28 protein-coding genes are annotated in these 24,682 nt (G+C 64.4%); 10 read left to right on the top strand and 18 right to left on the bottom strand.

Annotation, left to right across the window (positions count from 1 at the left end; translation table 11 throughout):
- Positions 1–3: 3 nt before the first annotated feature.
- A complete protein-coding gene (gene flgB, locus BZL41_RS17730; protein ID WP_095600533.1) occupies positions 4–369 on the bottom strand; it encodes a flagellar basal body rod protein FlgB in 366 nt (121 codons plus the stop codon).
- Between the two features lie 48 nt (positions 370–417).
- Between flgB and flgA the strand changes: the two genes are divergently transcribed.
- From flgA to BZL41_RS17710, 4 genes are all read left to right on the top strand, one after another.
- Complete coding sequence (flgA, locus tag BZL41_RS17725; RefSeq protein ID WP_256578189.1) at positions 418–1,260, top strand: flagellar basal body P-ring formation chaperone FlgA; 843 nt, start codon at positions 418–420, stop codon at positions 1,258–1,260.
- 673 nt (positions 1,261–1,933) lie between these two features.
- A complete protein-coding gene (gene lafA / locus BZL41_RS17720; RefSeq protein ID WP_095600532.1) occupies positions 1,934–2,812 on the top strand; it encodes a lateral flagellin LafA in 879 nt (292 codons plus the stop codon).
- A 372-nt stretch (positions 2,813–3,184) separates the two neighbouring features.
- On the top strand, positions 3,185–4,024 hold the full coding sequence (locus tag BZL41_RS17715) for a winged helix-turn-helix domain-containing protein (protein ID WP_095600531.1): 840 nt from the start codon (positions 3,185–3,187) through the stop codon (positions 4,022–4,024).
- The gene (locus tag BZL41_RS17710) at positions 4,021–4,476 is read left to right on the top strand and encodes a hypothetical protein (protein ID WP_095600530.1); all 456 of its coding nucleotides are present in this window, start codon (positions 4,021–4,023) and stop codon (positions 4,474–4,476) included. Before BZL41_RS17715 ends, BZL41_RS17710 begins: the two co-directional genes overlap by 4 nt.
- 235 nt (positions 4,477–4,711) lie before the next feature.
- On the opposite strand, the gene BZL41_RS17705 is transcribed toward BZL41_RS17710, so the two are convergent.
- From BZL41_RS17705 to fliD, 8 genes are all read right to left on the bottom strand, one after another.
- Complete coding sequence (locus tag BZL41_RS17705) at positions 4,712–5,653, bottom strand: OmpA family protein (RefSeq protein ID WP_095600529.1); 942 nt, start codon at positions 5,651–5,653, stop codon at positions 4,712–4,714.
- Entirely contained in the window at positions 5,650–6,522 is an 873-nt protein-coding gene (motA, locus tag BZL41_RS17700) for a flagellar motor stator protein MotA (RefSeq protein ID WP_084337964.1), read from the bottom strand. Before motA ends, BZL41_RS17705 begins: the two co-directional genes overlap by 4 nt.
- Positions 6,523–6,524: 2 nt before the next feature.
- Positions 6,525–7,259, bottom strand: coding sequence for a FliA/WhiG family RNA polymerase sigma factor (locus BZL41_RS17695; protein ID WP_095600528.1), 735 nt, complete (start codon positions 7,257–7,259; stop codon positions 6,525–6,527).
- Positions 7,260–7,268: 9 nt separating this feature from the next.
- The gene (locus tag BZL41_RS17690) at positions 7,269–7,748 is read right to left on the bottom strand and encodes a flagellar basal body-associated FliL family protein (protein WP_095600527.1); all 480 of its coding nucleotides are present in this window, start codon (positions 7,746–7,748) and stop codon (positions 7,269–7,271) included.
- A 63-nt stretch (positions 7,749–7,811) separates the two neighbouring features.
- Positions 7,812–8,921: a flagellar hook-length control protein FliK gene (locus BZL41_RS17685; protein WP_095600526.1), complete on the bottom strand. Its 1,110-nt coding sequence runs from the start codon at positions 8,919–8,921 to the stop codon at positions 7,812–7,814.
- Positions 8,922–8,924: 3 nt separating this feature from the next.
- Positions 8,925–9,236, bottom strand: a complete 312-nt coding sequence (locus tag BZL41_RS17680) for a hypothetical protein (protein ID WP_095600525.1) — start codon at positions 9,234–9,236, stop codon at positions 8,925–8,927.
- On the bottom strand, positions 9,220–9,618 hold the full coding sequence (fliS, locus tag BZL41_RS17675; protein ID WP_095600524.1) for a flagellar export chaperone FliS: 399 nt from the start codon (positions 9,616–9,618) through the stop codon (positions 9,220–9,222). The genes BZL41_RS17680 and fliS overlap by 17 nt, the downstream gene beginning before the upstream one ends.
- Entirely contained in the window at positions 9,615–10,943 is a 1,329-nt protein-coding gene (fliD, locus tag BZL41_RS17670; RefSeq protein ID WP_095600523.1) for a flagellar filament capping protein FliD, read from the bottom strand. Before fliD ends, fliS begins: the two co-directional genes overlap by 4 nt.
- 356 nt (positions 10,944–11,299) lie before the next feature.
- On the opposite strand from fliD, the gene BZL41_RS17665 reads away from it, so the two are divergent.
- The 3 genes from BZL41_RS17665 to BZL41_RS17655 are packed head-to-tail and all read left to right on the top strand — an operon-like array spanning position 11,300 to position 14,210.
- The gene (locus BZL41_RS17665; protein WP_095600522.1) at positions 11,300–12,907 is read left to right on the top strand and encodes a DUF2235 domain-containing protein; all 1,608 of its coding nucleotides are present in this window, start codon (positions 11,300–11,302) and stop codon (positions 12,905–12,907) included.
- Complete coding sequence (locus BZL41_RS17660; RefSeq protein WP_095600521.1) at positions 12,904–13,554, top strand: DUF2931 family protein; 651 nt, start codon at positions 12,904–12,906, stop codon at positions 13,552–13,554. The genes BZL41_RS17665 and BZL41_RS17660 overlap by 4 nt, the downstream gene beginning before the upstream one ends.
- Before the next feature lie 5 nt (positions 13,555–13,559).
- Complete coding sequence (locus BZL41_RS17655; protein ID WP_095600520.1) at positions 13,560–14,210, top strand: DUF2931 family protein; 651 nt, start codon at positions 13,560–13,562, stop codon at positions 14,208–14,210.
- Between the two features lie 15 nt (positions 14,211–14,225).
- On the opposite strand, the gene flgN is transcribed toward BZL41_RS17655, so the two are convergent.
- From flgN to BZL41_RS17610, 9 genes are all read right to left on the bottom strand, one after another.
- On the bottom strand, positions 14,226–14,666 hold the full coding sequence (gene flgN / locus BZL41_RS17650; protein WP_095600519.1) for a flagellar protein FlgN: 441 nt from the start codon (positions 14,664–14,666) through the stop codon (positions 14,226–14,228).
- On the bottom strand, positions 14,663–14,944 hold the full coding sequence (gene flgM, locus BZL41_RS17645; protein ID WP_095600518.1) for a flagellar biosynthesis anti-sigma factor FlgM: 282 nt from the start codon (positions 14,942–14,944) through the stop codon (positions 14,663–14,665). Before flgM ends, flgN begins: the two co-directional genes overlap by 4 nt.
- A 127-nt stretch (positions 14,945–15,071) precedes the next feature.
- Positions 15,072–15,515, bottom strand: a complete 444-nt coding sequence (locus tag BZL41_RS17640) for a flagellar FliJ family protein (protein ID WP_095600581.1) — start codon at positions 15,513–15,515, stop codon at positions 15,072–15,074.
- Between the two features lie 2 nt (positions 15,516–15,517).
- Entirely contained in the window at positions 15,518–16,843 is a 1,326-nt protein-coding gene (gene fliI / locus BZL41_RS17635) for a flagellar protein export ATPase FliI (RefSeq protein ID WP_095600517.1), read from the bottom strand.
- Positions 16,844–16,845: 2 nt separating this feature from the next.
- Positions 16,846–17,538: a flagellar assembly protein FliH gene (fliH, locus tag BZL41_RS17630; RefSeq protein ID WP_095600516.1), complete on the bottom strand. Its 693-nt coding sequence runs from the start codon at positions 17,536–17,538 to the stop codon at positions 16,846–16,848.
- Between the two features lie 11 nt (positions 17,539–17,549).
- On the bottom strand, positions 17,550–18,614 hold the full coding sequence (locus BZL41_RS17625; protein ID WP_095600515.1) for a FliG C-terminal domain-containing protein: 1,065 nt from the start codon (positions 18,612–18,614) through the stop codon (positions 17,550–17,552).
- Positions 18,586–20,274, bottom strand: a complete 1,689-nt coding sequence (gene fliF / locus BZL41_RS17620; protein ID WP_095600514.1) for a flagellar basal-body MS-ring/collar protein FliF — start codon at positions 20,272–20,274, stop codon at positions 18,586–18,588. Before fliF ends, BZL41_RS17625 begins: the two co-directional genes overlap by 29 nt.
- Positions 20,275–20,294: 20 nt before the next feature.
- Positions 20,295–20,627: a flagellar hook-basal body complex protein FliE gene (locus BZL41_RS17615; RefSeq protein WP_095600513.1), complete on the bottom strand. Its 333-nt coding sequence runs from the start codon at positions 20,625–20,627 to the stop codon at positions 20,295–20,297.
- Between the two features lie 17 nt (positions 20,628–20,644).
- The gene (locus BZL41_RS17610; RefSeq protein ID WP_095600512.1) at positions 20,645–22,036 is read right to left on the bottom strand and encodes a sigma-54 dependent transcriptional regulator; all 1,392 of its coding nucleotides are present in this window, start codon (positions 22,034–22,036) and stop codon (positions 20,645–20,647) included.
- Positions 22,037–22,563: 527 nt separating this feature from the next.
- Between BZL41_RS17610 and BZL41_RS17605 the strand changes: the two genes are divergently transcribed.
- Genes BZL41_RS17605 through fliP form a run of 3 tightly spaced genes read left to right on the top strand, consistent with a single transcriptional unit; the run spans position 22,564 to position 24,526 of the window.
- A complete protein-coding gene (locus tag BZL41_RS17605) occupies positions 22,564–23,406 on the top strand; it encodes a FliM/FliN family flagellar motor switch protein (RefSeq protein ID WP_095600511.1) in 843 nt (280 codons plus the stop codon).
- On the top strand, positions 23,403–23,771 hold the full coding sequence (gene fliN, locus BZL41_RS17600) for a flagellar motor switch protein FliN (protein ID WP_095600510.1): 369 nt from the start codon (positions 23,403–23,405) through the stop codon (positions 23,769–23,771). Before BZL41_RS17605 ends, fliN begins: the two co-directional genes overlap by 4 nt.
- Positions 23,768–24,526 (top strand): flagellar type III secretion system pore protein FliP, encoded by a 759-nt coding sequence (gene fliP / locus BZL41_RS17595; protein WP_095600509.1) that lies wholly within the window; start codon positions 23,768–23,770, stop codon positions 24,524–24,526. Before fliN ends, fliP begins: the two co-directional genes overlap by 4 nt.
- The last annotated feature ends 156 nt before the right edge of the window (positions 24,527–24,682 follow it).

Genomic DNA, 24,682 nt, shown 5'->3' with positions numbered 1-24,682 from the left:
GCGTCAACGTCCCTCGATGGCCTGCTTGAGGCCGCGGAATTTCATGTTGAGAAAGGTCAGGCTGGTCTGGAAATCCATGGCGTTCTTGGAGAACGCGCCCTGCTCGACACTCAGCTCGACCGTGTTGCCGTCCTGCGACGGCTGGGTCGGCACGCGGTACTTCAGTTGCGGGTCGGCGCCGGCGGTAGCGACGTGCAGTTGCCGGTCGCTGTCCAGCCGCTGCATTTCGCCGGCGAAATCGATGTCCCGCGCCTGGAAGCCCGGGGTGTCCTCGTTCGCCAGGTTGGAGGCCAGAATCTCGCTGCGCTGCATCCGCAGCTCCAGCGCTCGCGCATGGACGCCCAGCGCGTCTTCAATCCGTATACTCATCACCCACACCTACCAAGGTTTCAGCATGGCCTTGCTTGAGCACAAACCATGCCCAACCTGACAAATGCGAGCATCCGATTGATTTTCCTGGATTTTTTTAGAGTCACCGAGACTCCGCGGGCCATCCTGCTTCCGCTTTCGGCGGGTTGCCGGGGCGGAAGCGGAAGCGCTCTTTCCGCCCGCAGTCGTCTGGTTTTCCTGCTCGCCGCGCTCCTGGCGCCACTGTATGCCGTCGCCGAGGCGAGGCAGCAGATCGATGAGGCAGTGCATGCCTATCTGGCGCAACGGCTGCAGGAAGAAGCCAGCCGCCAGGGTTGGCAGGGCCTGCGTTTCACCCACGACAGCAGCCCGCTGTCCGCCACGGCGGCTCTGCCCCCCTGCTCCGTCCCGCCGCAAGTGAGCGTCAGCGGCGACAACCCGTCCCTGCTGGTGCGCCAGCGCTACAGCGTGCAGTGCCCCGACCAGCCCGGTTGGACCGTCGCCGTGGTCAGCCAGGCGAACGTCTTCCTGCCCGTGGTCCATGCGCGCACGGTGATCGAGCGCGGCCAGACCATCGGCGCCGACCAGCTCAAACGGGAAGAACTGAACATCGCCAAGGCCCCGCGCGGCTTCTTCAACGACCCGGACGACGTCATCGGCCAGGGCGCCAAGCGCCGTATCCGCGCCAACCAACTGATCACCCCCGCCCTGCTCGGCACCCCGCTGCTGGTCCGCCGCGGCCAGCGCGTGACCATCGTCGCCAACCAGGACGGCATCGCCGCCTCGGCCCAGGGCGAAGCCCTGGAAAACGGCCGCGAAGGCGCGGTGATCCGGGTGAAGAACCTCAGCAGCGAAAAGGTTATCGACGCCAAGGTGCTCGAGGCGGGAGTGGTGACCAGTACGTTTCAGTGAGGGGTAGTCTGTGAGGGGGGGGTGAGGAGCAAGCGCCCCTGGCGATCCTGATCGAACGGCGCGATCCGACTACGGGCGCGCATCTGTAGGATGCCAGCTCTGCTGGCGAAGCGTCCGAGCGGTTCACTTCACGACCTTTCCAATGTACATGGCCCCCTCTCCCCTGAAGGGTAGAGGGGAGTCGTACCGCTCGGTGTAGTGCAGTGATCCTGACGCTTTGTCATTGCCAGACTTGCAGAAGAGGTTCGGCTAACTCGGACGCCCCGTCAGGAGGCCGAGCGGAATCGTCGTGTAGGGGGACGAGCGGCATGGATGCCGCGAGAGGCGCGATTGGCCAGGGATGGCCCCTCGTGCGGGACCGCCGAGGCCGGCCCCCGGAGCGGCGATGGAGGGAGGGAAGTCGAGCGAAGCGAGGCCCGGATGCCGGGGCAAGCCCTCTTGGTTACTTCTGGGGCGACTGCCAGAAGTGACTCGCCGGGGGGCGAAACAAGAAGTGTCTGCGAAACTTCAGTAATTGGTTTGGCTCAGGAGTCCTGCAACCGCCCACTTAAAAAGCCAGGACCAAAAAATTTTTCGAAGAGTCATTTAATCGGCGCCGGAAGTCGGTCGCCTTACCCCTTCAGCAGGCAAACACAGCCAGCTTCTCTCAAGCTCAAGCAGAAGGAATACCCAAATGGCTCTGTCGATCCATACCAACTACTCCTCCCTGGTAACCCAGACCAACCTGTCCAAGACCAACAACGCCCTGGGTACTAACCAGCAGCGTCTGGGCACCGGCCTGCGCATCAACTCCGCCGCCGACGACGCCGCCGGTCTGCAGATCGCCACCCGTCTGAACGCCCAGTCCCGTGGCATGGACGTCGCCATGCGCAACACCGGCGACGCCATCTCCATGCTGCAAACCGCCGAAGGCGCGTTCAACGAAATGACCGACATCCTGCAGCGCATGAAGGACCTGGCCACCCAGTCCGCCAACGGCACCAACGCCCAGGCCGACCGTGATGCCCTGCAAGCCGAGTTCGACGAACTGGGCAAAGAGCTGGCCAATATCATGACCAACACCAGCTACGCCGGCGAAAAACTGTTCGGCCTGGACGGCAGCACCGGCAAGTTCGGCGCCGCCGCCGTGGACTTCCAGATCGGCGCCACCACTGCCGAGAAGCTGACCCTGGACGTGACCACCGCTTCCGCCGCGCTGGGCACCACCCTGGACGGCCTGTCCAGCAACTACACCACCCCGGGCACCGCCGGCACCGAAATCGCCACCGCCGCCGGCGCCAACACCATGATCGACACCATCGCTTCCGCCTTGGACGACGTCGGCTCGCTGCGCGCCCAGTTCGGTGCGAACATCAACCGCCTGAACCACACCAACAACAACCTGGCCAACATGAAGGACAACACCGACATGGCCAAGGGCCGCATCATGGACGCCGACTTCGCCAAGGAAAGCGCGAACATGACCAAGAACTCCATGCTCATGCAGTCCGGCATCTCCATGCTCAAGCAAGCCGGCCAGATGCCTGGCATGGTCATGTCCCTGCTCGGCTAAGCCGCAGGACACGCGGGGGCATCCGCCACCCCGCCCCAAACGCCCCGACTGGTTCGGGGCGTTTTCGTTTGGAGGGGGAGAAGCAGAGACCCGCCCGCAGTGAACCTCACAGACGCTTCGCCAGCAGAGCCGGCTCCTGCAAAAAAGCACGCGCTCGTAGATCCTACGTTCTTGCGCAATCCAGGGCCGCGGCCGCCCGGACTTTCTTCGCTTACCCAAGCCGCTTCCCCGAACCAGACAAGCTAGGCTGACGAACCTGCCACCATCATCACACTCAAACCAGTACTTGCATCACTATTTTTCTGACGTCAAAATGCCATCACTTTTGTCCAGTATGTACGGCAATCCACCGTAAAACCGTCAGTCGACTACATGAACGCACCTTACGATCCTCAAGTGACCGGCGAAGCAGGGAATCTTTCTTGCCTGGTACTGAAAACAGGCAGGGACGATTGCTATGCGCGCTTCTATCCGGCCCTGTACCAGCTGGATCTGCAAGTGGATGGCAAACGGGAAAAAGTCGACCTCGGCTTCTCCGGCAGCCGGTTGCTGGAGCGCCTTTTGCTCGAGCCCGGCGAGGTGGTGTCGCGCGAAGCGCTGATGTCGCACGCCTGGTCGGATCGGGTCGTCGGCCAGGGCAGTCTGAACCAGCAGATCTATACCTTGCGTCAGGTGCTCGCCGACGAAAAGAAGCGGCAGATCATCCAGACCCTGCCGCGCCGGGGCTATCTGTTCAATCCGCAGTTCCTGCTGACCCAGGTGCCAGCCAACGAACCGATGGTCGAAGCGGAAGCAAGCGAAGCACCGCCAGCCTCGCCCCCGGTGGCGATGAAACGCACCGCGACCTGGCCGCTGCTCGCGCTCGCCCTGCTGGCCCTGCTGGCCCTGCTCGGCATCAACGTGGCGCAGTACATCCACCGGATCGGCCTGCAGAGCGAACTGGCCAGGAGCCATGCGCAGGTGGGAAAACTGCATGTCGAGTACATCGATGAAAAGGAACAAGTGCTCCCCGAGCTGAGCAAGGCTACCCAGGGCCTGACCACACGCATGGCGACCCTGGCGAAAAGGCCGGTCGATGTGGTGATCGCCATGACCACCGGCTTTTTCGAGGTTTTCTGCCGTCAACCGGACGGCGGCATGCGCACGCTGACGGTGAGCAGGAAACGGATCGACGACCTGCCCGACCAGATGTTGCTGGAGTGCCTGCCATGAACCTGCCGTCCTTGAACGGCCGGGGCATCGCTACCCTGTCCGGGGCCGTGGTGCTGCTCGGCGGCGGCCTGCTGGCGGCCTGGATGAACGTCAATTCCGCCGCCGAACTCAGCGGCCGCTACACCTCGGGCGGGCAGGTGCTGTCGAGCAAGGGCGAATTGACCGAGGTGCGCCACAGCATCCAGTTCAGCAAGGACCATTTCCACGCCATGACCCGCCAGGGCGACACCATCCTGGAGACCAGCGGCAGCGTCGAGTTCGGCTTTCTCGGCCATTACCTGCTGCGTGTGGAGAGCGGGCGCATTTCCGGTCTCTGGCCGAACAACGCGCTGGACGACGACCTCCTGTTCAACCTGCTGTATGTCCGCAAGCCGGGTTCGACGCTCAAGCTCGAACCGCTCCACGGCTGCCTCTACGCCCAGGAAGTCCGCCAGGTCTACTGTGCGCAGTGAGCCGCCGGGTGTGATCGCTCCCGGATACGCCGAGAGAATGAATTCGCCCCTATAAGTCGTATTGCACCGAACCCGCTTTTCGTAGGAGCCAGCTCTGCTGGCGAAGCTTTTACGTGATCCCGCTCGCGAGCAGAGCTCGCTCCTACAAGGAAAGCCCGGACCTCGTCGTAGGGGCGAATTCATTCGCCCTCCCCACCTCGCCGGGCGGATGAATTCGCCCCTGCACAAGCCAGTGTCAGAGCGGCTGCTTCTCCGCTCGTACCGGTGCCACGTAGTCGCTGCCCTTCGGCGAGTAATGCACCTGCGCCTGGGCATCGCCGAACAGTTCGCGGTATAGCGCTTCGGCGCGGGTGGTCAGCAGCAGCAGTTCGATGCGTCGGTTGGCGCCGTTCTCCGGCTCGTCCGGTCGCAACGGCATGACGTCCGCCTGGGCCGCCACCTGCAGCACGCTGGCCGACGGCAGGCCGGCATCGACCATCACGTTGCGCGCCCGCAATGCGCGGTCGCCGGAAAGGTTCCAGTTGTTGTAGCCGGCGCGCGTCCGGTACGGCGTGGCGTCGGTGTGACCGCTGATGATCAGCTTGTTGTCCACCTTGGCCAGGATGCCGGCGAGCGCGCCGAGCAGCCCCTGGAAATGCGGGTTGAGCACCGCACTGCCGCGCTGGAACATGAAGCGCCGCTGGTCGTCCTTGATCAGGATGCGCAGGCCCTGGGGCACCACGTTGACCTCGATGTTGGCCATGGCATCGACTTCCAGCGCCATCTTTTCCATCAGCGCGGCCAATTCGGCCATTTCCGCCGACGAGCCGTAGCGCTTGCGCGAGGCCTCCCCTTCCGATCGCTCCTCGCCGTCCCGTAGCGGTTTGGCATCGGCGACGGGCTGGCTGTCCTGATGCGCGGACAGCGGTACGCCATCGAGGTCGAGGGGAGTCTGGCTGGTGCCGTCGAACACGCCCGCGCCGCCGTCCACCAACGGGTTGGTCATGAGATCGGATTGCGGCGGCACCGGCGACTGGTTCTGCGGCTGGACCACCCAGAGCACCATGAATAGCGCCATCATCGCCAAGGTGAAGTCGGCGAAGGCCACCTTCCAGGCACCGCCGTGCTCCTCGTCATGCCCCTTCTTCGAGCGGCGCTTGACGATGATCTCGTGGTCCTTGTCGGAACGCTTCTTCATGCCACGTCCCTTTCATCCTCGTAGCGGTTGACCCAGGTCTCCAGCTGCTTGAAGGCAGGCTTCACGTCCTGCTCGATCAGCTTGCGCCCGGCATCCACTGCCAGCAGCGTCGGCTTGCCGGCGACATGCGCCACCAGGGTGGTACGCACGCATTCCAGGGCCGACAGCTCGGTCTTGATCCGCTGCGCCATGGCGTTGCTCAACGGGTCCATCAGGCAGTAGCAGAAGAAGATACCGAGGAAGGTGCCGACCAGTGCCGCCGCCACGTGGGTGCCGACATCGGCGACCGAACCGCCGATGTTGCCCATGGTGATGATGATGCCCATGATCGCCGCCAGGATTCCGAATCCCGGCATGGCTTCGCCGATCTTGTGCAGCGATTTCGACGGCAGCAGCAGCGTGTGCTCCATGGCCTCCAGCTCCTGCTCGAGGAAGCCTTCCAGCTCGTGGGCGCTGATCTTGCCCATGGCCATCAGGCGGAAGTTGTCGGCGATGAAGGCCATCAGGTTCTTTTCCTGGCGGATCAGTGGGTACTTGGCGAACAGTTCGCTCTGCTCCGGCTCTTCGATGTGCGCGTCGAGCACCTTGAGGCCGCCCACATCGACCATCTCCAGCAATTCATAGAGCAGCATCAGCAACTGCCGCTGGAACTCCTCGCCGCGGCGCTTGTAGACGAACACGCCCTTGATCTGCGAGCACATCTCCATTAGCACTTCCTTCGGGTTGCCGACGATCAGGCTGCCCAGGGCGGCACCCAGGATGATCACCACCTCGGCTGGCTGCCAGAGCACCCGCATGTCGCCATGGGCCATGGCGTAACCGCCCAGTACACAGGCGACGATGATCAATGCACCCAATAACTTCTGCACGTTCAGGCTCTCTCGGTCAGGTAGCGGCAGGCCTTGTTCAGCGCCTGCTTGCTCAGTTGGCATACCCGGGCGTCGCTCACGTCGAGGACCAGGGCGATTTCTTTCAGGCTCAGGTCGTGCTGGTAGTAGAGCGTCAGCACCAGCCGCTCGCGCTCGTCCAGCCGGCTCAGCGCCTGCGCCAGCAGACGTTCCTTGAGCACGCGTTCCTCGACGCCCTGGGCGCCGTCGGCGAAGGCTTCGTGGCCGTTCTGCAACAGCTCGTCCAGGCTCTCGATAGCCTCGCAGGATTCAGCCTGGAGGAAGGCCTGGTAGTCCTTCTCGGCGAGGCCGGTGGCCGCGAGGATTTCCTCGTCGCTTGGCGCCCTGCCGAGCTGTCGCGACAGTTGGCGGATAGCGTCGCGGATCTTGTGGGTCTGCTGGCGCACCTGGCGCGGCCGCCAGTCCTGGCGGCGCAGCTCATCGAGGATGGCGCCGCGCACGCGCAGGGCGGCGTAGCGGCCGAAGCCCTCGTCCGGCTCGCCGTAGCGGCGCAGGCAATCGAGCAGGCCCATCAGGCCGATCTGCTCCATGTCCTCGCGGTCGAGCACCTGGTTGGCCTGCAGCGACAGTTGACTGACGATGCGCTTGACCAGCGGCAGGTATTGCATCAGCCACTTCCGCTCGTCCTCCGGCCGCAGCAGCGCGGGCGCCGCCTGGCCGAGGGCGTAGTCATAATCGATAGCGCAGTTCGCGTTCATGATCGGCTCTTATTGCACGATGAGTTTGCTGACCAGCACGTGGACGAAAGGCACTGCGACCTTCTTGCTGGCGAAATCGTCGAGCAGGACCTTTTCCAGGGTCCCTTGCAGCTCGGTGATCGGCAGCCCGCGCAATTGGTCGAAGCTCAGGGTGGAGAGATGCGCCACCACCGAGTTGCGCACCATGGGGTCGACCTGTTCGAGCTTCTTGCGGTCGGTATCCAGCTCGGCCTGCAGCACCAAGTCCAGTACGAAGTAGTGCTCACGCCCCTTGCCGGGCAGGCTGACGATGACCTTTTCGATGGGGAAGAAGGTGTATTCCGAGGCTTCCTCCGCCTCGGCTTCGGTCCGCCCCTCGGACGACTCGCCGTTCGCCACGCCACCACCGGCCTGCAAGGTCTTGAGCATGCTGTAGTTGAATGCCAGCCCGCCCAGGGCGATGGCCGTGTTCAGGACCAGCATCAACAGGATGATTCGCGGCATCGCCATAAACAGTTCTCGACTCACATCAAAAGGAATGACTGACCAAGCCCGACCACAGCCGACGGGCGCTTACACGGTGACCAGGACATCGTCCGGCGCCGCCCGCCGGCTGCCCGACGATGTACTCTCGCGCAGGGCATTCGCTGCGATCTCGTCCTCGACCGGCGTCCAGGCCCGCCCCTGCCGGGCGTGCTGCTGCCCCGACTGGCCGTCGGCGGAAACTTGCACGCTGACCTGCAGGAAGTTTTGCCCCACCAGTTCCTGGCGCAGGCGCTCGCTGGTCTGGTTGAGCAGTCGTGCGACATCGCTCTGCGCGGCGGAAATCTGCACGTTCAGGCGACCCGACTCGTGGCTCAGGTAAATCTCCAGGCTGCCCAGCTCCGGCGGATCGAGACGGATGCTGGCGTTCTGCACGCGCTGCTGGACCTGCAGCTCGACGGTGTCGCGCAAGGCATGCAGCATCTGTTCGCCCCACTTGGCCTCCGGCGCCTCCAGCTTCAGCGTGCGTTCCAGAGCCGTCGCCGGCTGCACTGCCGCCATGGGCGAAGCGATCGGGTTGGTGCCGTCGATCACCGTTGAAGCGGCCTGCGGCAGTGACGACGCGTTGCCGGCACGTTCCAGGGGCGCGAGCAGAGTCGTCTCGCTGCCCTCGCCCGGCTGGGCAGCGTGAAGCACCATCGCGACGGGCGTTTCGGGCATAGCCAAGGCACCACTGATGCTCAACGAAGACGGCACGCTCAGCGGCTGCGCCCGCCCGTCCTGCCGCAGCGGATTCACCAGCACCTGGGGAATGCTTCGCAGGGCGATGTCCATGGTTTGCCGGGCCGGTGTTTCATCGCTGTCCTGTGCCTGCACGCGGGTCGCGCGCTGGTCGAGCATGCTCAGCAGCCAGCGCTCGGCCCGCGATTCCGTTTCCGGCGTCACGGTCGGGTCCGCCGGCAGGATATCGGCCATCGGCGGCTGCAGCTCGTCCACCCCGGATTCGGCCGGCAGCGCGTCGACGGGTTCGTCGCCGCCGCTCTCATCGGGCGCCCCGCTCTCGGGAAGCAGCGCCGTGTCGGGCAGGATGAACGTCTCGCCGGATCGGGCGACGGCCGCCCGCGGGTCGCTACCTGGCTTCGCCATGCCCTCGGCCGGCACGGCGGCAGCCGGCCCGCGCTGGGTTATCGAATGAAGCACGCCTTATCCCCCATACATCTCGGTCCGCATGTAGGCCGAGCGTCCCTCGGCATACTCCAGGTGTGTCAGCAGCAATCGCCGCAGGCGCTCGCACTCCTTGGCGCACGCCTGGAGCGCCTGGCCGTGCAGGCGCTGCAAGGCTCGCTTGGCGCGCTGCAATTCCGGCTCCGGCTCGCGCCCGGCGAGGGCCTGCAGCAGCTCGCGGATACGCGCGTCGATGGCGGCCATGCGCTCCCAGTCCTTCTTCGCCAGGGCCTCGGTCAGCTCGCCCTGCACGGCGAGCAGCCGGCGGCCGAGCTCATCCACGCCGGGCATTCACGCCATCCCAGCCTTCACGCAGCACTTCGAGCAGATGAACCACTTCATCCAGCCCCTCCAGCGACAGCGTCACGCTGACGTCGGAGAGCCGGTAGATGCAGTAGTCGTAGAGGCGCGCCAGGCCCTGGACCATCTCGCCGCCGTTCTCGTAGTCGAGGGCGCCGTTGAGGCCGTTGAGAATGTTCAGGCACTTCTCCAGCGACTGGCCCTTCTGCTGGTAGCGCTTGGCCTCGATATGGCCGCGGGCGCGGGCCAGCTCGTCGAGCAGGCCGTCGAACAGGACCAGGACCAGTTCATAGGGCGACGCCGCGGCCGCGCGGGCCTCGAGGTCGACGGAGCGGTAGCTGTCGTAACTGTCGTTCAGGTGATAGGTGCTCATGAGAACATGCCGTAGGTTTGTTCCATCGCCGCCATGGTCTGCATCAAGCCGGTGTACTGCTTGAGGTAGCGACCGTAGTAGCTGTCGTATTGCTTCTGGAGGTTGTCGAACTGGTCGTCGACCCGGCGCAGCATGGCGTTCAGGGTCTCCTTGCGGCTCTTCATCACGCCGTTGACGCTGCTGGTGTAGACCGCCAGGTTCTTGTCCAGGCTGTCGATCAGGTTGCCCTTGTCGGTGAACAGCTTTTCGAAGCCGTCAGGGTCGGCGGCGACGGCCTTTTCGAAACGTTTGGCATCGAGGGTCAGCTTGCCGTTGCGGTCGGCGACGATGCCGAAATCCATCAGCGTCGTGCCGCCGTAGGAGGTCCGCAGCACCTGGTTGAGCATGCTCTCGATGGCGCGGATGCTCGAATCGCCGGCCAGCACGCCACGGGCGGTGCTTTCGCTGCCGCTGACGGTCAGCGAATCGAAGCTGCCCATCAGCGTGTTGAATGCACTAATGAAGGCCTGCGCCTTGTCCTTGGTCGCGCTCTTGTCCTGGCCGATGTCCACGGTCAGCGGCTGGCCGCCGGCCTGGTGGGCCTGGGTGAAGGTCAGGCTGACGCCATCGATGACCTGGTCGAAAGTGTTGCTGCCGTTGGTCAGCAGCATGCCAGTCTCACCGCCGAGGCGTACCCGGGCATCCTTCGCCGCGGACAGTTCGCGCGCACTGGCCAGGGCGCTATCGAACGCACCGCCGCTGGTACCGGAGGCGGACAGACTGATGGCGTTGGCGGTACCGGTTTCCTCGCTGCCGAGCACCAGGGATACCGTGCCGTTGCTGCGTACCAGGGTGGCGTTGACGCCGGTGTTGTCCGCCGCACCGTTGATCGCCGCCGCCAGCTCCTCCAGGGAGTTGATGCCGTCGCCGTCCTTGTCCACACCGGCCAGGTCGATGCTGAAGCTGCTGCCGCCCTGGCCGATGATCAGGGTGCCGCTGGTGTCGATGTCGCTGTTCTGCAGCCCCTCTAGGGCGAGCTGGTGGCGGGTCGCCAACTGCTCGACGAAGAACTGGTAGCTGCCGGGTACCGCAGTGGCCCCCACCGTGGCGGTGGCATAGCCGCTCTGGCTGAAGGTGGCGCTGTTGACCAGCATGCTGCCGCTGCTGCCCTTGAGCCCCTTGACCACCGAGGCGAACGACTTCAACGCCGTCTCCAGTGTGGTTACGGCGTTCAGTTGAGCCTTGTAGGTGGCCTGGTTGCGGTTGGCCCGCGTCAGCGCCGACTGGACTTCATAGGAAGCCAGTTGGGTGGCCATCTGCTGTACGTAATCCGAATCTATCGCCATGGTGTCGAATACCCTTTTCTGCTCTTGAGCAATAACGATGCCAATGCGTAACCCATTGATTTAACTTGGGCTTGCTGCATGGGACGGTGAAAGACGGCTTCCGCTCGCAGGCCTGGGGCGGCGATGCGGAAGCCCTGTTTCCGCTTCCGCACGACCGCGGACTTCCAGAGGGAAAAGGCGACCCATCCACCGCCCCGCTTAAACAACCGCGAGCCGGTTCATGAAATCGGCCAAGGCTGTGCGATGCCCCACGCCGACCGACTGGGATGTCCCGCAAATCCCGACATTCGCGTTGAAGCGCAGCTCCGACGGCAGGCAGTCTGCCGCGCGGATGCCAGGGAAACAGGGAGAACGGCATGGCACGAGATACGAGGCCACTGGTCACGCATTGGGAGTGGTACAAGAACGGCCAGGGTCTGCTGGTCCGTCGGGTGGTCACCGAAGAGGAACAAGAAGCCCGACAGCGCGCCACCGAGGAAGCGCGCGCCCGCCAGGAACACTTCCTGGATGAGCAGGTCCGGATCGCCGACGAACTGGAACGGCGACGGCTCGAACGGCAGGTTGCCGTCAGCCTGCGTATCGGCGTGTTCTTCGACGGCACCGGCAACAACACCGCCAACGCCGAGGAAGGCGCCGCCTGCCGCCGTTCGCGGAGCATGCCGGAAGACCAGGCCCGCGCCATCGTCGACCGCTGCGAGCCCTACAAGCTGACCGGCAGCTATGCGAACGATGTGACTAATGTGTGGCGGTTGTACGACCTATACCCGACCTCTCGCGCACTTCAAGGCGAAGGGCAAAAGCGCTGGGCATCCTTGAGCATCTATGTCCAAGGCATAGGCACCGTAGCCGGCCAGCCGGATCAAGTGTTCAGCTCCGCGACTGGACGCGGGGAAACGGGTATTGCTACCCGTGTCTATGACGCTTTCAAGGCGATCCGGAGCGACATCAAGCAGCTGCTTCAGCAGAACGCCGACTTTCAAATCGAATCCATCACCTTCGATGTCTTCGGTTTCAGCCGTGGTGCAGTGGTCGCCCGGCATTTCGCCCACCAGCTCCTCTTCGTGAAGGACTGGCCGGTGTACGAACTGCTGTCCGGCCTGGGCAGGCACCTGGAAAGCCGCTTCGTACATCGCTTCGGCGAGGGTATTCGCGCCGGCGTGCTCGGCCTGTTCGACAGCGTGGCCGCCACCGCCGGCTGGACCGACTGGAGCGTACGCAATCCGGTGGAGCCGGGCCTGCAAATCACCCTGCCCCAGTCCCGCTTTCCGCACGTGGTGCATCTGGTCGCCGCCGACGAACAAAGGGCCAACTTCCCGCTCAGCAGCCTGGCCCCGGATCATCTGGAAATCGCCCTGCCCGGCGTGCATTCGGATATCGGCGGAGGCTATCTGGCCGAGGATCAGGAGCGTGTATTGGTCGGTCCGATGCGCGCCCAGACCGTACCCCTGCAAACGCCCATCGAAGAAACCGCCATCTATGTCGAAGCCCAGGAAGACCTGGCCCGGCAGATCGCCCAGGGCTGGCCTGCCGATGCCCTGAGCGTCCACACGCCGCCCGCCGAATCGCTGCCGGCCGATCCCCAGGATCGGCTGGCGCCCCGCCTCAAGCGGGTTTTCGCCGGCGTGGAGCTGAGCCGCCCCCTGAGCGGAAAGCTGTCGCTGGTTTACTTGCGGTTGATGCACAAGCTGGTTACCGAAAGAGGCGTACCCTTGGATGTCATCGATATCCATGATCCAAAGTATGAGATCCCCGACGAATTGGCGCCCCTCTGCGAGCGCTTCCTGGCCGGCGACTATCAAGTGACTGACGCCGAGTACCGTATGCTGCGCAGGCGCTACATCCATTGCTCGGCACACTGGACACCCATCCTCAATGGGCATTACAACCGCCTGCTCTACGTCAACACGCCCACGAACGATGGCATACGGGTCATCCATCCCCACAAGCCCCAAGGACGCCCATGAAACGACTACGGATAGCCCTGCTCGCTCTGCTCGCCGGCTGCCAGGCCGCACCCGCATCACACCCTTCCCTAAAAACGCCCCCCGAGTGGTGGCAACTGGGCTTTACCGTCCCCGACTGCATGGATGCCTGGGTCGAATGGGCCGCTGCGGAAGATATCCAGGGGCGGATATTCAACCGCATCGGCAGTGGCCTCCCCGCCTATAACTGCCCCGGCAACACCTCGACGGAAATAGCCCGGGGATGGCAAGGTCCTGGAGTAGGCGGCCGCCAGGTTCCCGGGGCGGACCTGCCCAAGCGGATCTATGTCCGCTGGCAGTCTATCGTCGAACGAAAAACCTACAGAGCATGGATCGAAATACCTGAACAGGCGCGCGCCCTGATGCGAACCAGCCAAACCCAAACCTGCCCCGATGATCCGGATTTCGGCATCCCGGGTATCTTCATCCATCTCGGCCTGGCCCCCGGTGGAGCGATAGTCGTCTGGGTACGCGACCCCTGCCTCAGCGCTGTGCAAGTCGCCAGCGCCCAAGCGGAGGAAGAGCCTCTCGGCCCACACCAAGGTGAATCAAAAGGACACTACTACCCACAAAAAGAAGCCTCCAAGCGCTACGTCGAACGCTTCGGCATTCCCTACGACAGTTGGTGAGTCTGATGAGAACTCTTCTGTGCTCGACCTTCATCCTGCTCGCCGGCTGCCAGGCCATGCACGAGCAGCCTCGGTCCTTCAGCTCGATCACCCTTCCCTGGAGAGTCGGATTCACCGTTCCCAGTTGCATGGATGCCTGGGTGGAATGGGCGGGCGCCGAGGATATGCAGGGGCGCTACCTTCGCCTGGCCGGCGGCGTCCCAGCTTACGGTTGCTCCACCACCTCGAATGAAGAACAGGCACGCGGCTGGAAAGCGATTGGCGTTGGCGGAATGGGCCTGTCCGGCTATGACCTGCCCAAGCGTCTCTATATCCGCTGGCAATCCATCGTCGAGCAGAAAACCTACAAGGCCTGGGTGGATCTTCCCGAGGAGGCACGTACACTTTTGCGGCTCAGTAATACCACTCTCTGTCCGGCAACACCGGAGGACGACGAGCCTGTAGGCATGGCAATCAACATGGGGCTTGCGCCGGGGGGGGTGATCATCGTTTGGGTGCGCGACCCTTGCTTCAAACCCATCCAAGTAGCTCGGCTCCAGGCAGAAATAGAGCCTCTTGGTCCCCACCAAGGCGAATCCGAAGGGCATTACTACCCACAAAAGGAAGCATCCAAACGCTACATCGAACGCTTCGGCATTCCCTACGGCAGTTGGTGAACGCCTCTCAGGCACTCAGCATGGCTGTGGGGCGTAGAGTTGGGCGGGGTCGGTTTCGCCGAGCAACTGGTCGAGGATTTCGTGGTGCATGGCCAGGAGCTTGCCGTTGCGTTCGTTCAAGCGCTTGCACTGGGCCGCGAGTTGGCCGAGTTGTTCCCAGGACTCACGGAGACGCGCCCGCTGGCTCGGGGGGAAATGGTCGAGCAGCTTCTGCATGCCCTCGGCGCCCTTGTCCAGGCGAAAGGCCGTGAGGATTTTGCTGCGCCGCTGCGCGCGGGCGCCCATCTGCTCCAGCATGTCGCCGATCTGCCGGTTGAGCAGGTCGATCCGTCCGCAGTCGCGCTTGAGCAACTGGTCGTACAGTTCCTGCATCAGCCCGCGCAGGCCAAGGTAATCGGCGCAGTCCTGCTGCAGGTCCTGTTCGAAGACATGCAGCAACTGGGCGGCTCGACTCACGTATCGCTACCGCTGTGGTAGGCCAGCATGCTGCCGGCGAGGCTGTCGACATCGCTGCGGATATCGCCGCGCTGGAGAGCGGCCTTGATCGCTGCGACCTTGTCCAGGTCGACGTCGGACAGGCTGCGCAGGGCGTCCTGCAGCGACTCGAGGCTCGGCTCGGCGGAAACGCGGCTGGCGGATGTGGATTTCGCCGGGCTGGTGCGATCGTTCCGGGCCACATTCGGGGCCTCGGCCTGGGCCGTGAAGCTGGATTTGAAGTGCCGGTTGATTTCCATGCTGTGATCCAAACGCTGGGTGTCACGGGGTATAAGCGACCGTCACCCGGCAAGACTTAAATGGTTTTTAGAAAATTTCTCTCTGTTTGCATTTGCTGGAGGCTCTGAGCCCAACCGATTACCGAGTTCAGCAAAGACTTCTCGTTTCGCTGCCATGCCCCCGCCACCAGCTCTGGGCGGCGAGGCCATCCTGGATTTTCTGCTCCTGCCGTGCAAGGTCTTCCTGCCATTGCGCCAGCTTCATATCGATCACCTGGGTGAGGATCTTCTCGTTGCGCATGGCTTGCAGCAGCTCGGCCTGGATGCGCGCCAATGCCGCTTCGGCCACGCTCAGCTCGCGGCGTTGCAGTTCGACCATCTTGTGCAGGGTCGCCTTGTATTTCTGCTGGTTGTCGCGCTGCAACGGCGTGGTCATAGGCACGGTGAATCCGCACAGGCGGCTGAGGCCGGCGATGTTGTTGCGGTAGCGCTGGCAGAGGTTCTGCTGGTAGGCGACGCGGCCGAGCATCTGCCGCACCTTGTTCTCGCGCAGGCTGGCCAGCCGCGACAGGGTTTCGATCTGCTCTTTCATGGTCATTTCACCAGGCTCTGCAGGGTGGCGATGCTCGGTGCCAGCTCGGCGGCGTCGCCGGTCTCCTGGCGCAGGAAGCGTTCGATGGCCGGGGCCAATTGCACGGCACGGTCGGTCTTGGCGTCCATGCCGGGGGTATAACCGCCCAAGGGGATGAGCTCCTTGATCTTGCCGTAGGTGCTGTAGAACTCCTTGAGCTGCCGGGCCGCGCCCTGGTGCGCCGGGCTGGTGACCTGGCTCATGCAGCGGCTCACCGAGGCAGCGATGTCGATCGCCGGGTAGTGGCCGACGTCCGCCAGCCGGCGCGACAGGACGATGTGGCCGTCGAGGATCGCCCGCGCACAATCGACGATCGGGTCCTGCTGGTCGTCGCCCTCGGCGAGCACCGTGTACAGCGCGCTCAGGCTACCCCGTTCGCTCTCGCCGTTGCCGGCGCTTTCCACCAGCTCCGGCAGCATGGCGAACACCGAAGGCGGATAGCCCTTGGTCGCCGGCGGCTCGCCGAGGGCCAGGGCGATCTCGCGCTGGGCCATGGCGTAGCGGGTCAGGGAATCCACCAGCAGCAACACGTCCTTGCCCTGGTCGCGGAAATAAGCGGCGATGCTGTGGCACAGCTCGGTGGCCTTCAGCCGCATCAACGGCGACTCATTGGCCGGCGCCACCACCACCACGGCCTTGCGCAGCCCTTCCGGGCCAAGGGCATGGAGAATGAACTCCTGCACTTCGCGGCCGCGCTCGCCGATCAGCCCGACCACCACCACGTCGGCCTTGGTCTGCCGGGTGATCATGCCGAGCAGCACGCTCTTACCCACCCCGCTGCCGGCGAACAGGCCGACGCGCTGGCCCTTGCCTAAGGTGAGCATGGCGTTGATCGCCCGCACGCCGACGTCCAGCGGCTCGGACACCGGCTTGCGCTTGAGCGGGTTGACCGAGGGCAGCTCGCCCGGCAAGGAATCGCGCCCGCCCAGGCGGCCAAGGTCGTCCAGCGGTTCGCCGAGGCCGTTGATGACCCGCCCCAGCCAGGACTCATCGATCTGCAGCAGGGCCTCGTCCCGCGCCGGGAACACCCGCGAGCCGGCGGTCAGGCCCATGGGCTTCTTGAACGGCATGAGGTAGGTGATGTCGCGGTTGAAGCCCACCACCTGGGCCTCCAGCATGCTACCGTCGGCCTGCTCGACGTTGCAGCGCTGGCCGGTCATGCGGCGGCAGCCGAGGCTTTCCAGGAGCATGCCGGAAACCCGTACCAGCCGGCCGCTGACCTTGGCCAACTGGACCGACTCCAGGGAGCGCAGGGCGTCGTCGAGCTTGAAGCTTTCCAGCAGCGACATGCTCAGGCCTCAGCCACATTCAGGTGTTCGGAAAGCGTGTCCATGCAGGAGTCCAGGCGCTGCTGGCAGCCGATGTCGGCCTCCGCCTGGGCGGTCACCACGCGGCACTCGCCGAGGGCCAGGCGCTCGTCGGGCACCAGCCGCCAGGCCGCTACCCGTTCGGGGGCGAGGTCCTTGATGCGGGCGCATTCTTCCGGGTTGAGGTGGATATGCACGTCGCCCTGCTCGCCCGGCATGGCTGCCAGGGCCTCTTCGGCGAGGGTCAGTAACTGGGTGGGGTTGAGGGTCAGCTCGCAGCGGATCACCTGCTTGGAGACCTTCTTCACCAGCTCCAGCAGGTCCTGGCGGCGGTTGCGCTCGAATTCGGCGAGGAAGCGGTTCAGCTCTGCGGTGATGCGGTCCAGCGGCTGGCTAGCCGCCTCGAAGGCCTGGCGACCCTGCTGGCGGCCTTCCTCACGGCCCTGGCGCAAGCCTTCCTGGCGGCCGGTTTCGAAGCCTTCGCGCTGACCGGCCTCCTGCCCTTGCAGCAAGCCCTCCCGGTAGCCCTTCTCGATGCCCTGCTGGAACCCGTCGGAGATCGCCCGCTGCAAGGCCGACGGGTCGCCGTTCCAGTCCGTCTGCGCCGGTGCGCTGCAACGCGGCGGGAAACGATAGGGCCGCCAGTTGCGGCCGTCCTTGATCACCTTGACCGTCATCGCCGCGCTCCTCATTCCACCGTCTGTTCACGGAACAGCTGGACCTGCAGTTCGCCCTGGGCCGACAGCTCGCGGACCACCGCCATGATGTCCTTGCGCACCTGCTCGACACGGCTGAGCGGCACCGGGCCCTGGCGCCGGTTGATCGACTCCATCTGCTGCGCCTGACGCTTGGGCAGCGCGCCCTGGATGGCGCGGACCAGCTCGGGCTCGGCGCCCTTGAGAGCGACCACCCACTCTTCCAGCGGGATGGCTTCGAGCAGCGTTTGCAGCACTTCCTGGTTCTGCCGGGAGAGGATGAAGAAGTCGTACATTTCGTCCTCGATCTTCTCCACCAGCTCTTCGCTGTGGGCGCGCAGCAGCTCGAACATCTGGTCGCGATTGCCCTTGAAGCGGTTCATGATGTCCGCCGCCTGCTTCACCCCGCGCACCTGCGAGCCCTGGGTGGAGAGCACCGAGAGGCTGCGCTCGATGAGCTGCTCCAGCTCCTCGATCACGTCGCTGTTGATCTCGGTGAGGTTGGCGATGCGGTAAAGCAGCTCGTCCTGGCGCTCGGCCGGCATGCACTCCAGCACCTCGCTGGCCATGCCCGGCGGCAGGAAAGCGAGGAACACCGCCTGCATCTGCGGGTGCTCCTTGGCGATCAGCGCGGCGAACTGTTTGGGATCGAGCCATTCCATCTTGGCCATCTTGGCGCGGATTTCCTCGCCGTAGATGCTGTCCAGCAGGCTGCGGGTGATGTCGCCGCCCAGCGCCTTGCCGAGCATGCGCGAGAGGTAGCTGCGCGAAGCACCCTTGATGCTGCTCTGCTCCTTGAAATCCTCGAAGAAGCGGCCGATCACCTCGGAGACCATCGGCTGCTTGATGTTGCTCAGGCGCGCCATGGCCTGGCTGATACTGACGATCTCTTCGCGGGTGAAATGGCGCAGCACGCCGGCGGAGGCGTCGTCGCCCATGCTCAGCATGAGGATCGCCGCCTGCTCGACCGAACTGAGCGGCCGGGCCTGGCTGCGCACCCTGATTTCCTTCGACGTGGACTGGCCAGTGTCAGCTTGCCGGGTTGAGGTCTCTTTCATTTCGCCCTATCCACTGCTTGATGACTTCCGAGACACGCTCGGGATCGTTCTTCGCCAGCATCTGCAGATGCTCGATCTGCATTTCCAACCCGGAATCCGGAGCCGGCAGGCGGATTTCCGAGAGCGGGCTCAACTCGCCAAGGATGTTGATGCCTGGGCGCTCCTCACCCACCTGGGCGAGCAGGCGTTCGCTGCGCTCGCTGGCCAGCGTCGCCAGGGCATCGCCCTCGGGTAGCGCCTGGGTCTCTACGGGACGCGCCGGGCTGGTCAGGTTGCGCACCGCCGGGCGGACCACCATCAACAGCAAGAGCAGGCTGATCAGGCCGAACACGCCGAGCTTGATCAGCTCGTGGATGCGGCTGTTTTCCCACCAGGGCAGCGGCTCTTCCGTCACGGCTTCGTTGGCGAAGGGGAACACGCTGACGGTGAGCAGGTCGCCACGGCTCTGGTTGAAGCCCACCGCGCTCTTCACCATGGCCTCCAGCTCCGCCCGCGCCTCGGGCGTCCAGCCGCCTTCCGGCGCGCTGGCGGCATTCAGCACCACCGCCACGCTCTGCTGGCGCAGGGCGAACGGCGCGTGCTTGACGTGAGTGACGGTCTGGTCGTAATCGAGCTGGCGGGTCGATTCCTTGCGCAGCGAGGTGGCCGCCTTGTTCTCGGCGTCCTTCTTCTGCTGCTCGTTACCGGCGTTACCGGTATTACCCTGTTCATCCTCCGGTTGCGGCACGGGGCGGTTGCTCAGGGAGCCGGGCACGCCCAGGGCCAACTGGTCCAGGGTGCTCTCGTCGCGCAGCACCTCGTTGCGCAGGCGGGGCGCGTCGCCGTATGCCTGGAAGGTCTCTTCCTTCTGGCTGAAATCGAAGTCGGCGGCGACGCTGACGCGGTAGTTGCCATTGCCGAGGATCGGCGCCAGCACCTCTTCCACGTTGGCCACGGCCTTCTGCTGGTAGTCATCCGCCACCTGCCAGCTCTGCGCCGGCCCGCCCCCGGCATTCAGCCCGCGCGACAGCAGTGCGCCGTGCTGGTCGACCACGCCGACGTCCTCCGGCTTGAGCTGCGGCACGCTGTTGGCCACCAAGTTGACGATGGCCGCCACCTGCTCCGGCTTGAGCCGATAGCCGGGCGCCAGCTGCACCATCACCGAGGCCTTGGCCGGGTCGCGCTTGCTGACCACGAAGGAACTGGTTTCCTCCAGCGCCAGGTGCACCCGCGCCGACTCGATGCCCTTGAGCGACATCACGGTACGGGCCAGTTCCCCTTCCAGGCTGCGCTTGAGACGCACGTCCTGGACGAACTGGCTGGTGCCCAGCGGCTCGTCGCGGTCGAACAGCTCGTAGCCGGCCGGCACCGAGACCTTCACGCCCTTGGCGGTCAGCAGCATGCGCGCGCGGGCCAGGTCATCCTCGCGCACCAGCACCTGGCCGCTCTGCGGATGGATGCGATAGGCCACCGCCTCGCCGTCCAGCACCTGCATCACTTCGGCGGCCGGATAGGCCTCGCCTGAGCCGTACAGCGGGCGGAACGCTCCCTGGTCGCGCCACAGGTAATACACCACGCCCACCGCCAGCAGGGCGGCCACCGCCGCCATCGCCAGCAGCGACAGGCGCGGGTCCAGCTTCAGCCCTTGCGCGGGCAGCTTGCTCTTGATTGTCTGCAGCACGGCTCAGCACCCACGCCCGATCACAGCGGCATTCTCATGATTTCGTCGAACGCATTGGTCAGCTTGTTGCGCACCTGCAGCAGCGCGGAGAAGGACACGCTGGCCTTCTGGCTGTCGATCATCGCGCCCACCAGATCCTCGCTCTTGCCGCTGTCCACCGCAGCCATCGCCGCGCTGGCCTGGTGCTGCTGGGCGTCTACGGCACGCAGCACGCTGTCGAAAGCCGCCGCGGGGCCGGCCGGCCCGGTGTCTCCCTGCAGCGCGGCGGGCTTGATCGCCGCGCCCTCGGACAGTTCTCGGATCTGATTCATCCGGTCCAGCATGTCCTGCCGGACCTGAGTGATGGATGTCATGCGGTTCTCCAATCGAACTAGACGGGTATCTGGACGCCCTGCTCGCGCATGGCGTTGAGGCGATAGCGCAGGGCTCGGGGGGTCATGCCGAGGCTTTCGGCGGCCTTGGTCTTGTGTCCGCCGAACTTGCGGATGGTGTCCAGCACGTGCTGGTACTCGGCCCATTTGCCGCTGGCACGCAGGGCCGCCTTGCCGCCTTCCGGCATGGACAGGGGGCGAACTTCCTCGCGGACCGGCAGCGGCTCGGGCGTGGCCAGGCCGAGGTCGCGGGGTTGGATGAACAAGCCGTTGCGCAGCACCAGGGCGCGCTGCACGGTGTTTTCCAACTCGCGCACATTGCCCGGCCAGTCGTGGGCCAGCAGGGCGCGGCAGGCGTCTTCGGTGAGCAGGTCGTCGTGCTTTTCCTGCGGCGCGTACTGGCGGATGAAGCGGCGCGCCAGGGGCAGCACGTCTTCCTTGCGCTCGCGCAGCGGGCTGATGTGCAGCGGCAGCACGTCGAGGCGGAACATCAGGTCGGCGCGGAAGCGGCCTTCCGCCACTTCGCTCTGCAGATCGCGGTTGGTGGCGGCGATGATGCGCACGTTGAGTTCGATTTCCTTGCGCCCGCCGAGGCGCTCCACACGCTGCTCCTGGAGTACGCGCAGCAGCTTGGCCTGCAGCCCCAGGGGCAGCTCGCCGATTTCGTCGAGCAACAGAGTGCCGCCGTTGGCCAGCTCGAACTTGCCGGGCTGGGCGGTGACCGCGCCGGTGAAGGCGCCGCGCTCGTGGCCGAAGAGAATGGATTCGAGCATCTGCTCGGGAATCGCCGCGCAGTTGACGGCGACGAAGGGCGCATCATCGCTGGCCGAGAAACGGTGGATGTAGCGCGCCATCAGCTCCTTGCCGGTGCCGGTTTCGCCGGTGACCAGGATCGGCGCGCGGGTCAGCGCCACGCGCTGGGCCATGGCCAGCAGGCGGCGGCCGGCCTGGGAACAGGAGACGAAGCTCTCCTCGGCGGCGCAGGCGAACTCCTGGCGGCGCAGCAGCGCCTCCAGTTGCGATTCGCTGAACGGCGACAGCAGGTAATCGACGCAGCCCAGCTCCAGCAGCGCAGCGGCCTTCTCCTGGTCGGCATACTCGACGATGGGGATCACGCTGAGGGTCCGGGCACGCCGCAACAGGGCGCCCACCTGGGCATACAAACTGTGCTCCGGCAGGCTGCTGGCGAACACGAAGACCAGCCCGGTACCGGCCAGGCTCTCGCTGTCCAGCTCGGCACAGGTGGCCGAGACAACGACCCGGCAACCCTGACGCACGAGGCTGTCGGCCAGCAACGAATGACTCTCTTCGCCGCTGCCGCCAACAATAACGGTCTTCTGCGCCGGCAGCTCATCATATGAATAACTCACCGATTGACTGACACGCTTCAACGTAATTCACCTGTTCGTTTATTGCCTGCCGGCAGTTGGCGCCGAGGAACATCGAAGACGTTCCGAAAGTTCTCGTGGCATTTAATCGTCTTGAACTTTGCGTCGTCTTTCCCTGGTGGCGGGAGGCGACCTTCAATGAACTCGCCTACGTTCTACAGCGTGACCAAGTTCACAGCGCGCAACCCTAACAAGCCCTCTCCGTTTCGCTTAATTACTTAGCGTCAAATCGCATCAAAAAACGGCCAGAACCTGTCAAAAACGGCTTTTGATATCTATTGATTTAATTTCCAGCCCCCTCCTCCCTAGACTGGCGACTCCCGAAAACGCCCGCCCTGCGCGGGCGCTTGCGGAATGACGGCGCGCTTCCACGCCCAAGGTCCGGAACCGGCGTCAGAAGGCCGGCAAAACAGCAAACGCTTCGCCATCGAGCCCTTATCGATGATGAGCGCGAAGAACAGAGCAACTTTCCAGAAAGAAAAACAGCGATTCGATCTTCTGCCGTAACAACCAGGAACAAAGCTCAGCACATGACCGGTAATTCGAAAGTCCACCATGGCGTGCCCGCCGACAGGCTGACCCGGTTGAAGCCGCAGAAGTTGGGTCGGCATTACCACAAGATTCCGCAGTACATCCGGGAGTTGACCAGTAAACATCCGCGGATCATCAGCGATTATTTCCTGCGCAATTACCGGATCAATCTGGAATTGAATCGGGTGGATGTGCATGAACAACAACTTCAGCGCCCGGCCGAATGCACCTATCGCTGCCCATTCGGCAAGGTGGGTTTCGCCATCGACCGCGCCCTGCTGACCGAGGCCCTGGAGTGCTATTACGGTGGCACCTGCCTGCCCAGCCACGACGAACCGCCGATCAGCACCTCGGAACAGCGGATGCGCGAACGGCTGGGCAAGGACATCGCCAACCTGTTCGCCCGCAAGCTGCTGTCCGGCGCCACCTTCGGCGAACTGGTCCGGCACGAGAACGCCTACGAGCAGGTGGAGTGGGAGTACGTGGCCGAGTTCTCCTACACCAGCCACCTCACCGGCAGCCAGTCTTCCATCTTCATCTTTCTCGACAACCCGCTGGTGGACGAACTCACCAGCCGCCTGACCGGCCCCGCAACGTCGCGGCCGACCGGCAGCCCGGCGAACAACATCCGCCACCTGCCGGTGCGCCTGGATTGCGTGATCGCCGCCCTGCAGATGCCACTGGCGCAGGTCCTCGCCCTCAAGCCCGGCGACATCCTCATGGTGCGTCTGCTGGAGCGCTGCGAGGTGCAGATCAACCAGCAGAAGCTGTTCCGCGGCAGCCTTTTCGAAGAAGACGGCGCCTTGTTCCTGACCTCTCTTGAGAGCGTGAAAAACCCATGACCGCGCAATTGACCGACAACGATTTCGAAAGCCTGATCAACGAAGGCGACCTGGGTCTCGATGCCGCCGACGAGGTGGTCAACGCCGAAGCCCCGGCGCAACTGCCGCACCAGGACCTGAGCTTCTTCGGCAAGATTCCGGTGAACGTGACCCTGGAAGTCGCCTCCACCGAGATTTCCCTCAAGGAGCTGATGGAAGTCGATACCAGCAGCGTGATCGTGCTCGACAAGCTGGCCGGCGAGCCCCTCGACGTGAAGGTCAACGGCGCCCTGTTCGCCAAGGCCGAAGTGGTGGTGATGAACGGCAACTACGGCCTGCGCATCGTCGAACTCAGCGGCACCAGCCTGAACGACCTGACCCGATGAAAAGCCTGCGTCGCCTCGCCGTCCTCGTCCTGCTGCTGGTCGCCGGGCTGTGCCCGCTGGTTGCCCAGGCGGCCGGCGGGGACATCACCCTGCTCAACCTGAACGACACCGAGAACGGCCAGGAGCTGAGCGTCAAGCTGCAGATTCTGATCGTCATGACCCTGCTCGGCTTCCTGCCGGCAATGCTCATGATGATGACGTGTTTCACCCGCTTCATCGTCGTCCTGGCCATCCTCCGCCAAGCCATCGGCCTGCAGCAGAGCCCGCCGAACAACATTCTGATCGGCATCGCCCTGTGCATGACGCTGCTGGTGATGCGCCCGGTCTGGCAGGAAATCTACAGCGACGCCTACGTGCCCTTCCAGGCCGACCAGATCACCCTGGAACAGGGCCTGGGCAAGGCCAAGCAGACGCTGTCGCGCTTCATGCTCGCGCAGACCAACAAGAACTCCCTGGAGACCATGGTTTCCCTGGCCGGCGAAGAACTGCCGCAGAACCTCGAGGAACTGGACTTCTCCCTGCTGCTGCCGGCCTTCGTGCTCAGCGAACTGAAGACCGCCTTCCAGCTCGGTTTCATGATCTTCATACCGTTCCTGGTGATCGACCTGGTGGTGGCCAGCGTGCTCATGGCCATGGGCATGATGATGCTCTCGCCGATGATGATCTCGCTGCCGTTCAAGCTGATGGTGTTCGTCCTGGTCGACGGCTGGGCCCTGATGATGGGGACCCTGACCACCAGCGTGCAGCCGTTCTAGCGAGGCCTGGCGAACATGCAGCCAATGTCCGATCGCTCCCCTGCTCCGCGAGGGAACGCAGCCCCAGACGCTCCGCGTCGACTCGGTGCCGGGCGCAACGCCTCTGCCGACGCGACCGCACTTTTTCGCGAGCAGAGCTCGCTCCTACGAAAAGCC

Origin of the sequence: Pseudomonas sp. PIC25 (assembly GCF_002286785.1) — a bacterium.
GTDB lineage: Bacteria > Pseudomonadota > Gammaproteobacteria > Pseudomonadales > Pseudomonadaceae > Pseudomonas_M.
Note: the sequence above shows the minus strand (reverse complement) of the source record. Positions and strands in the feature narration are given on the sequence as shown.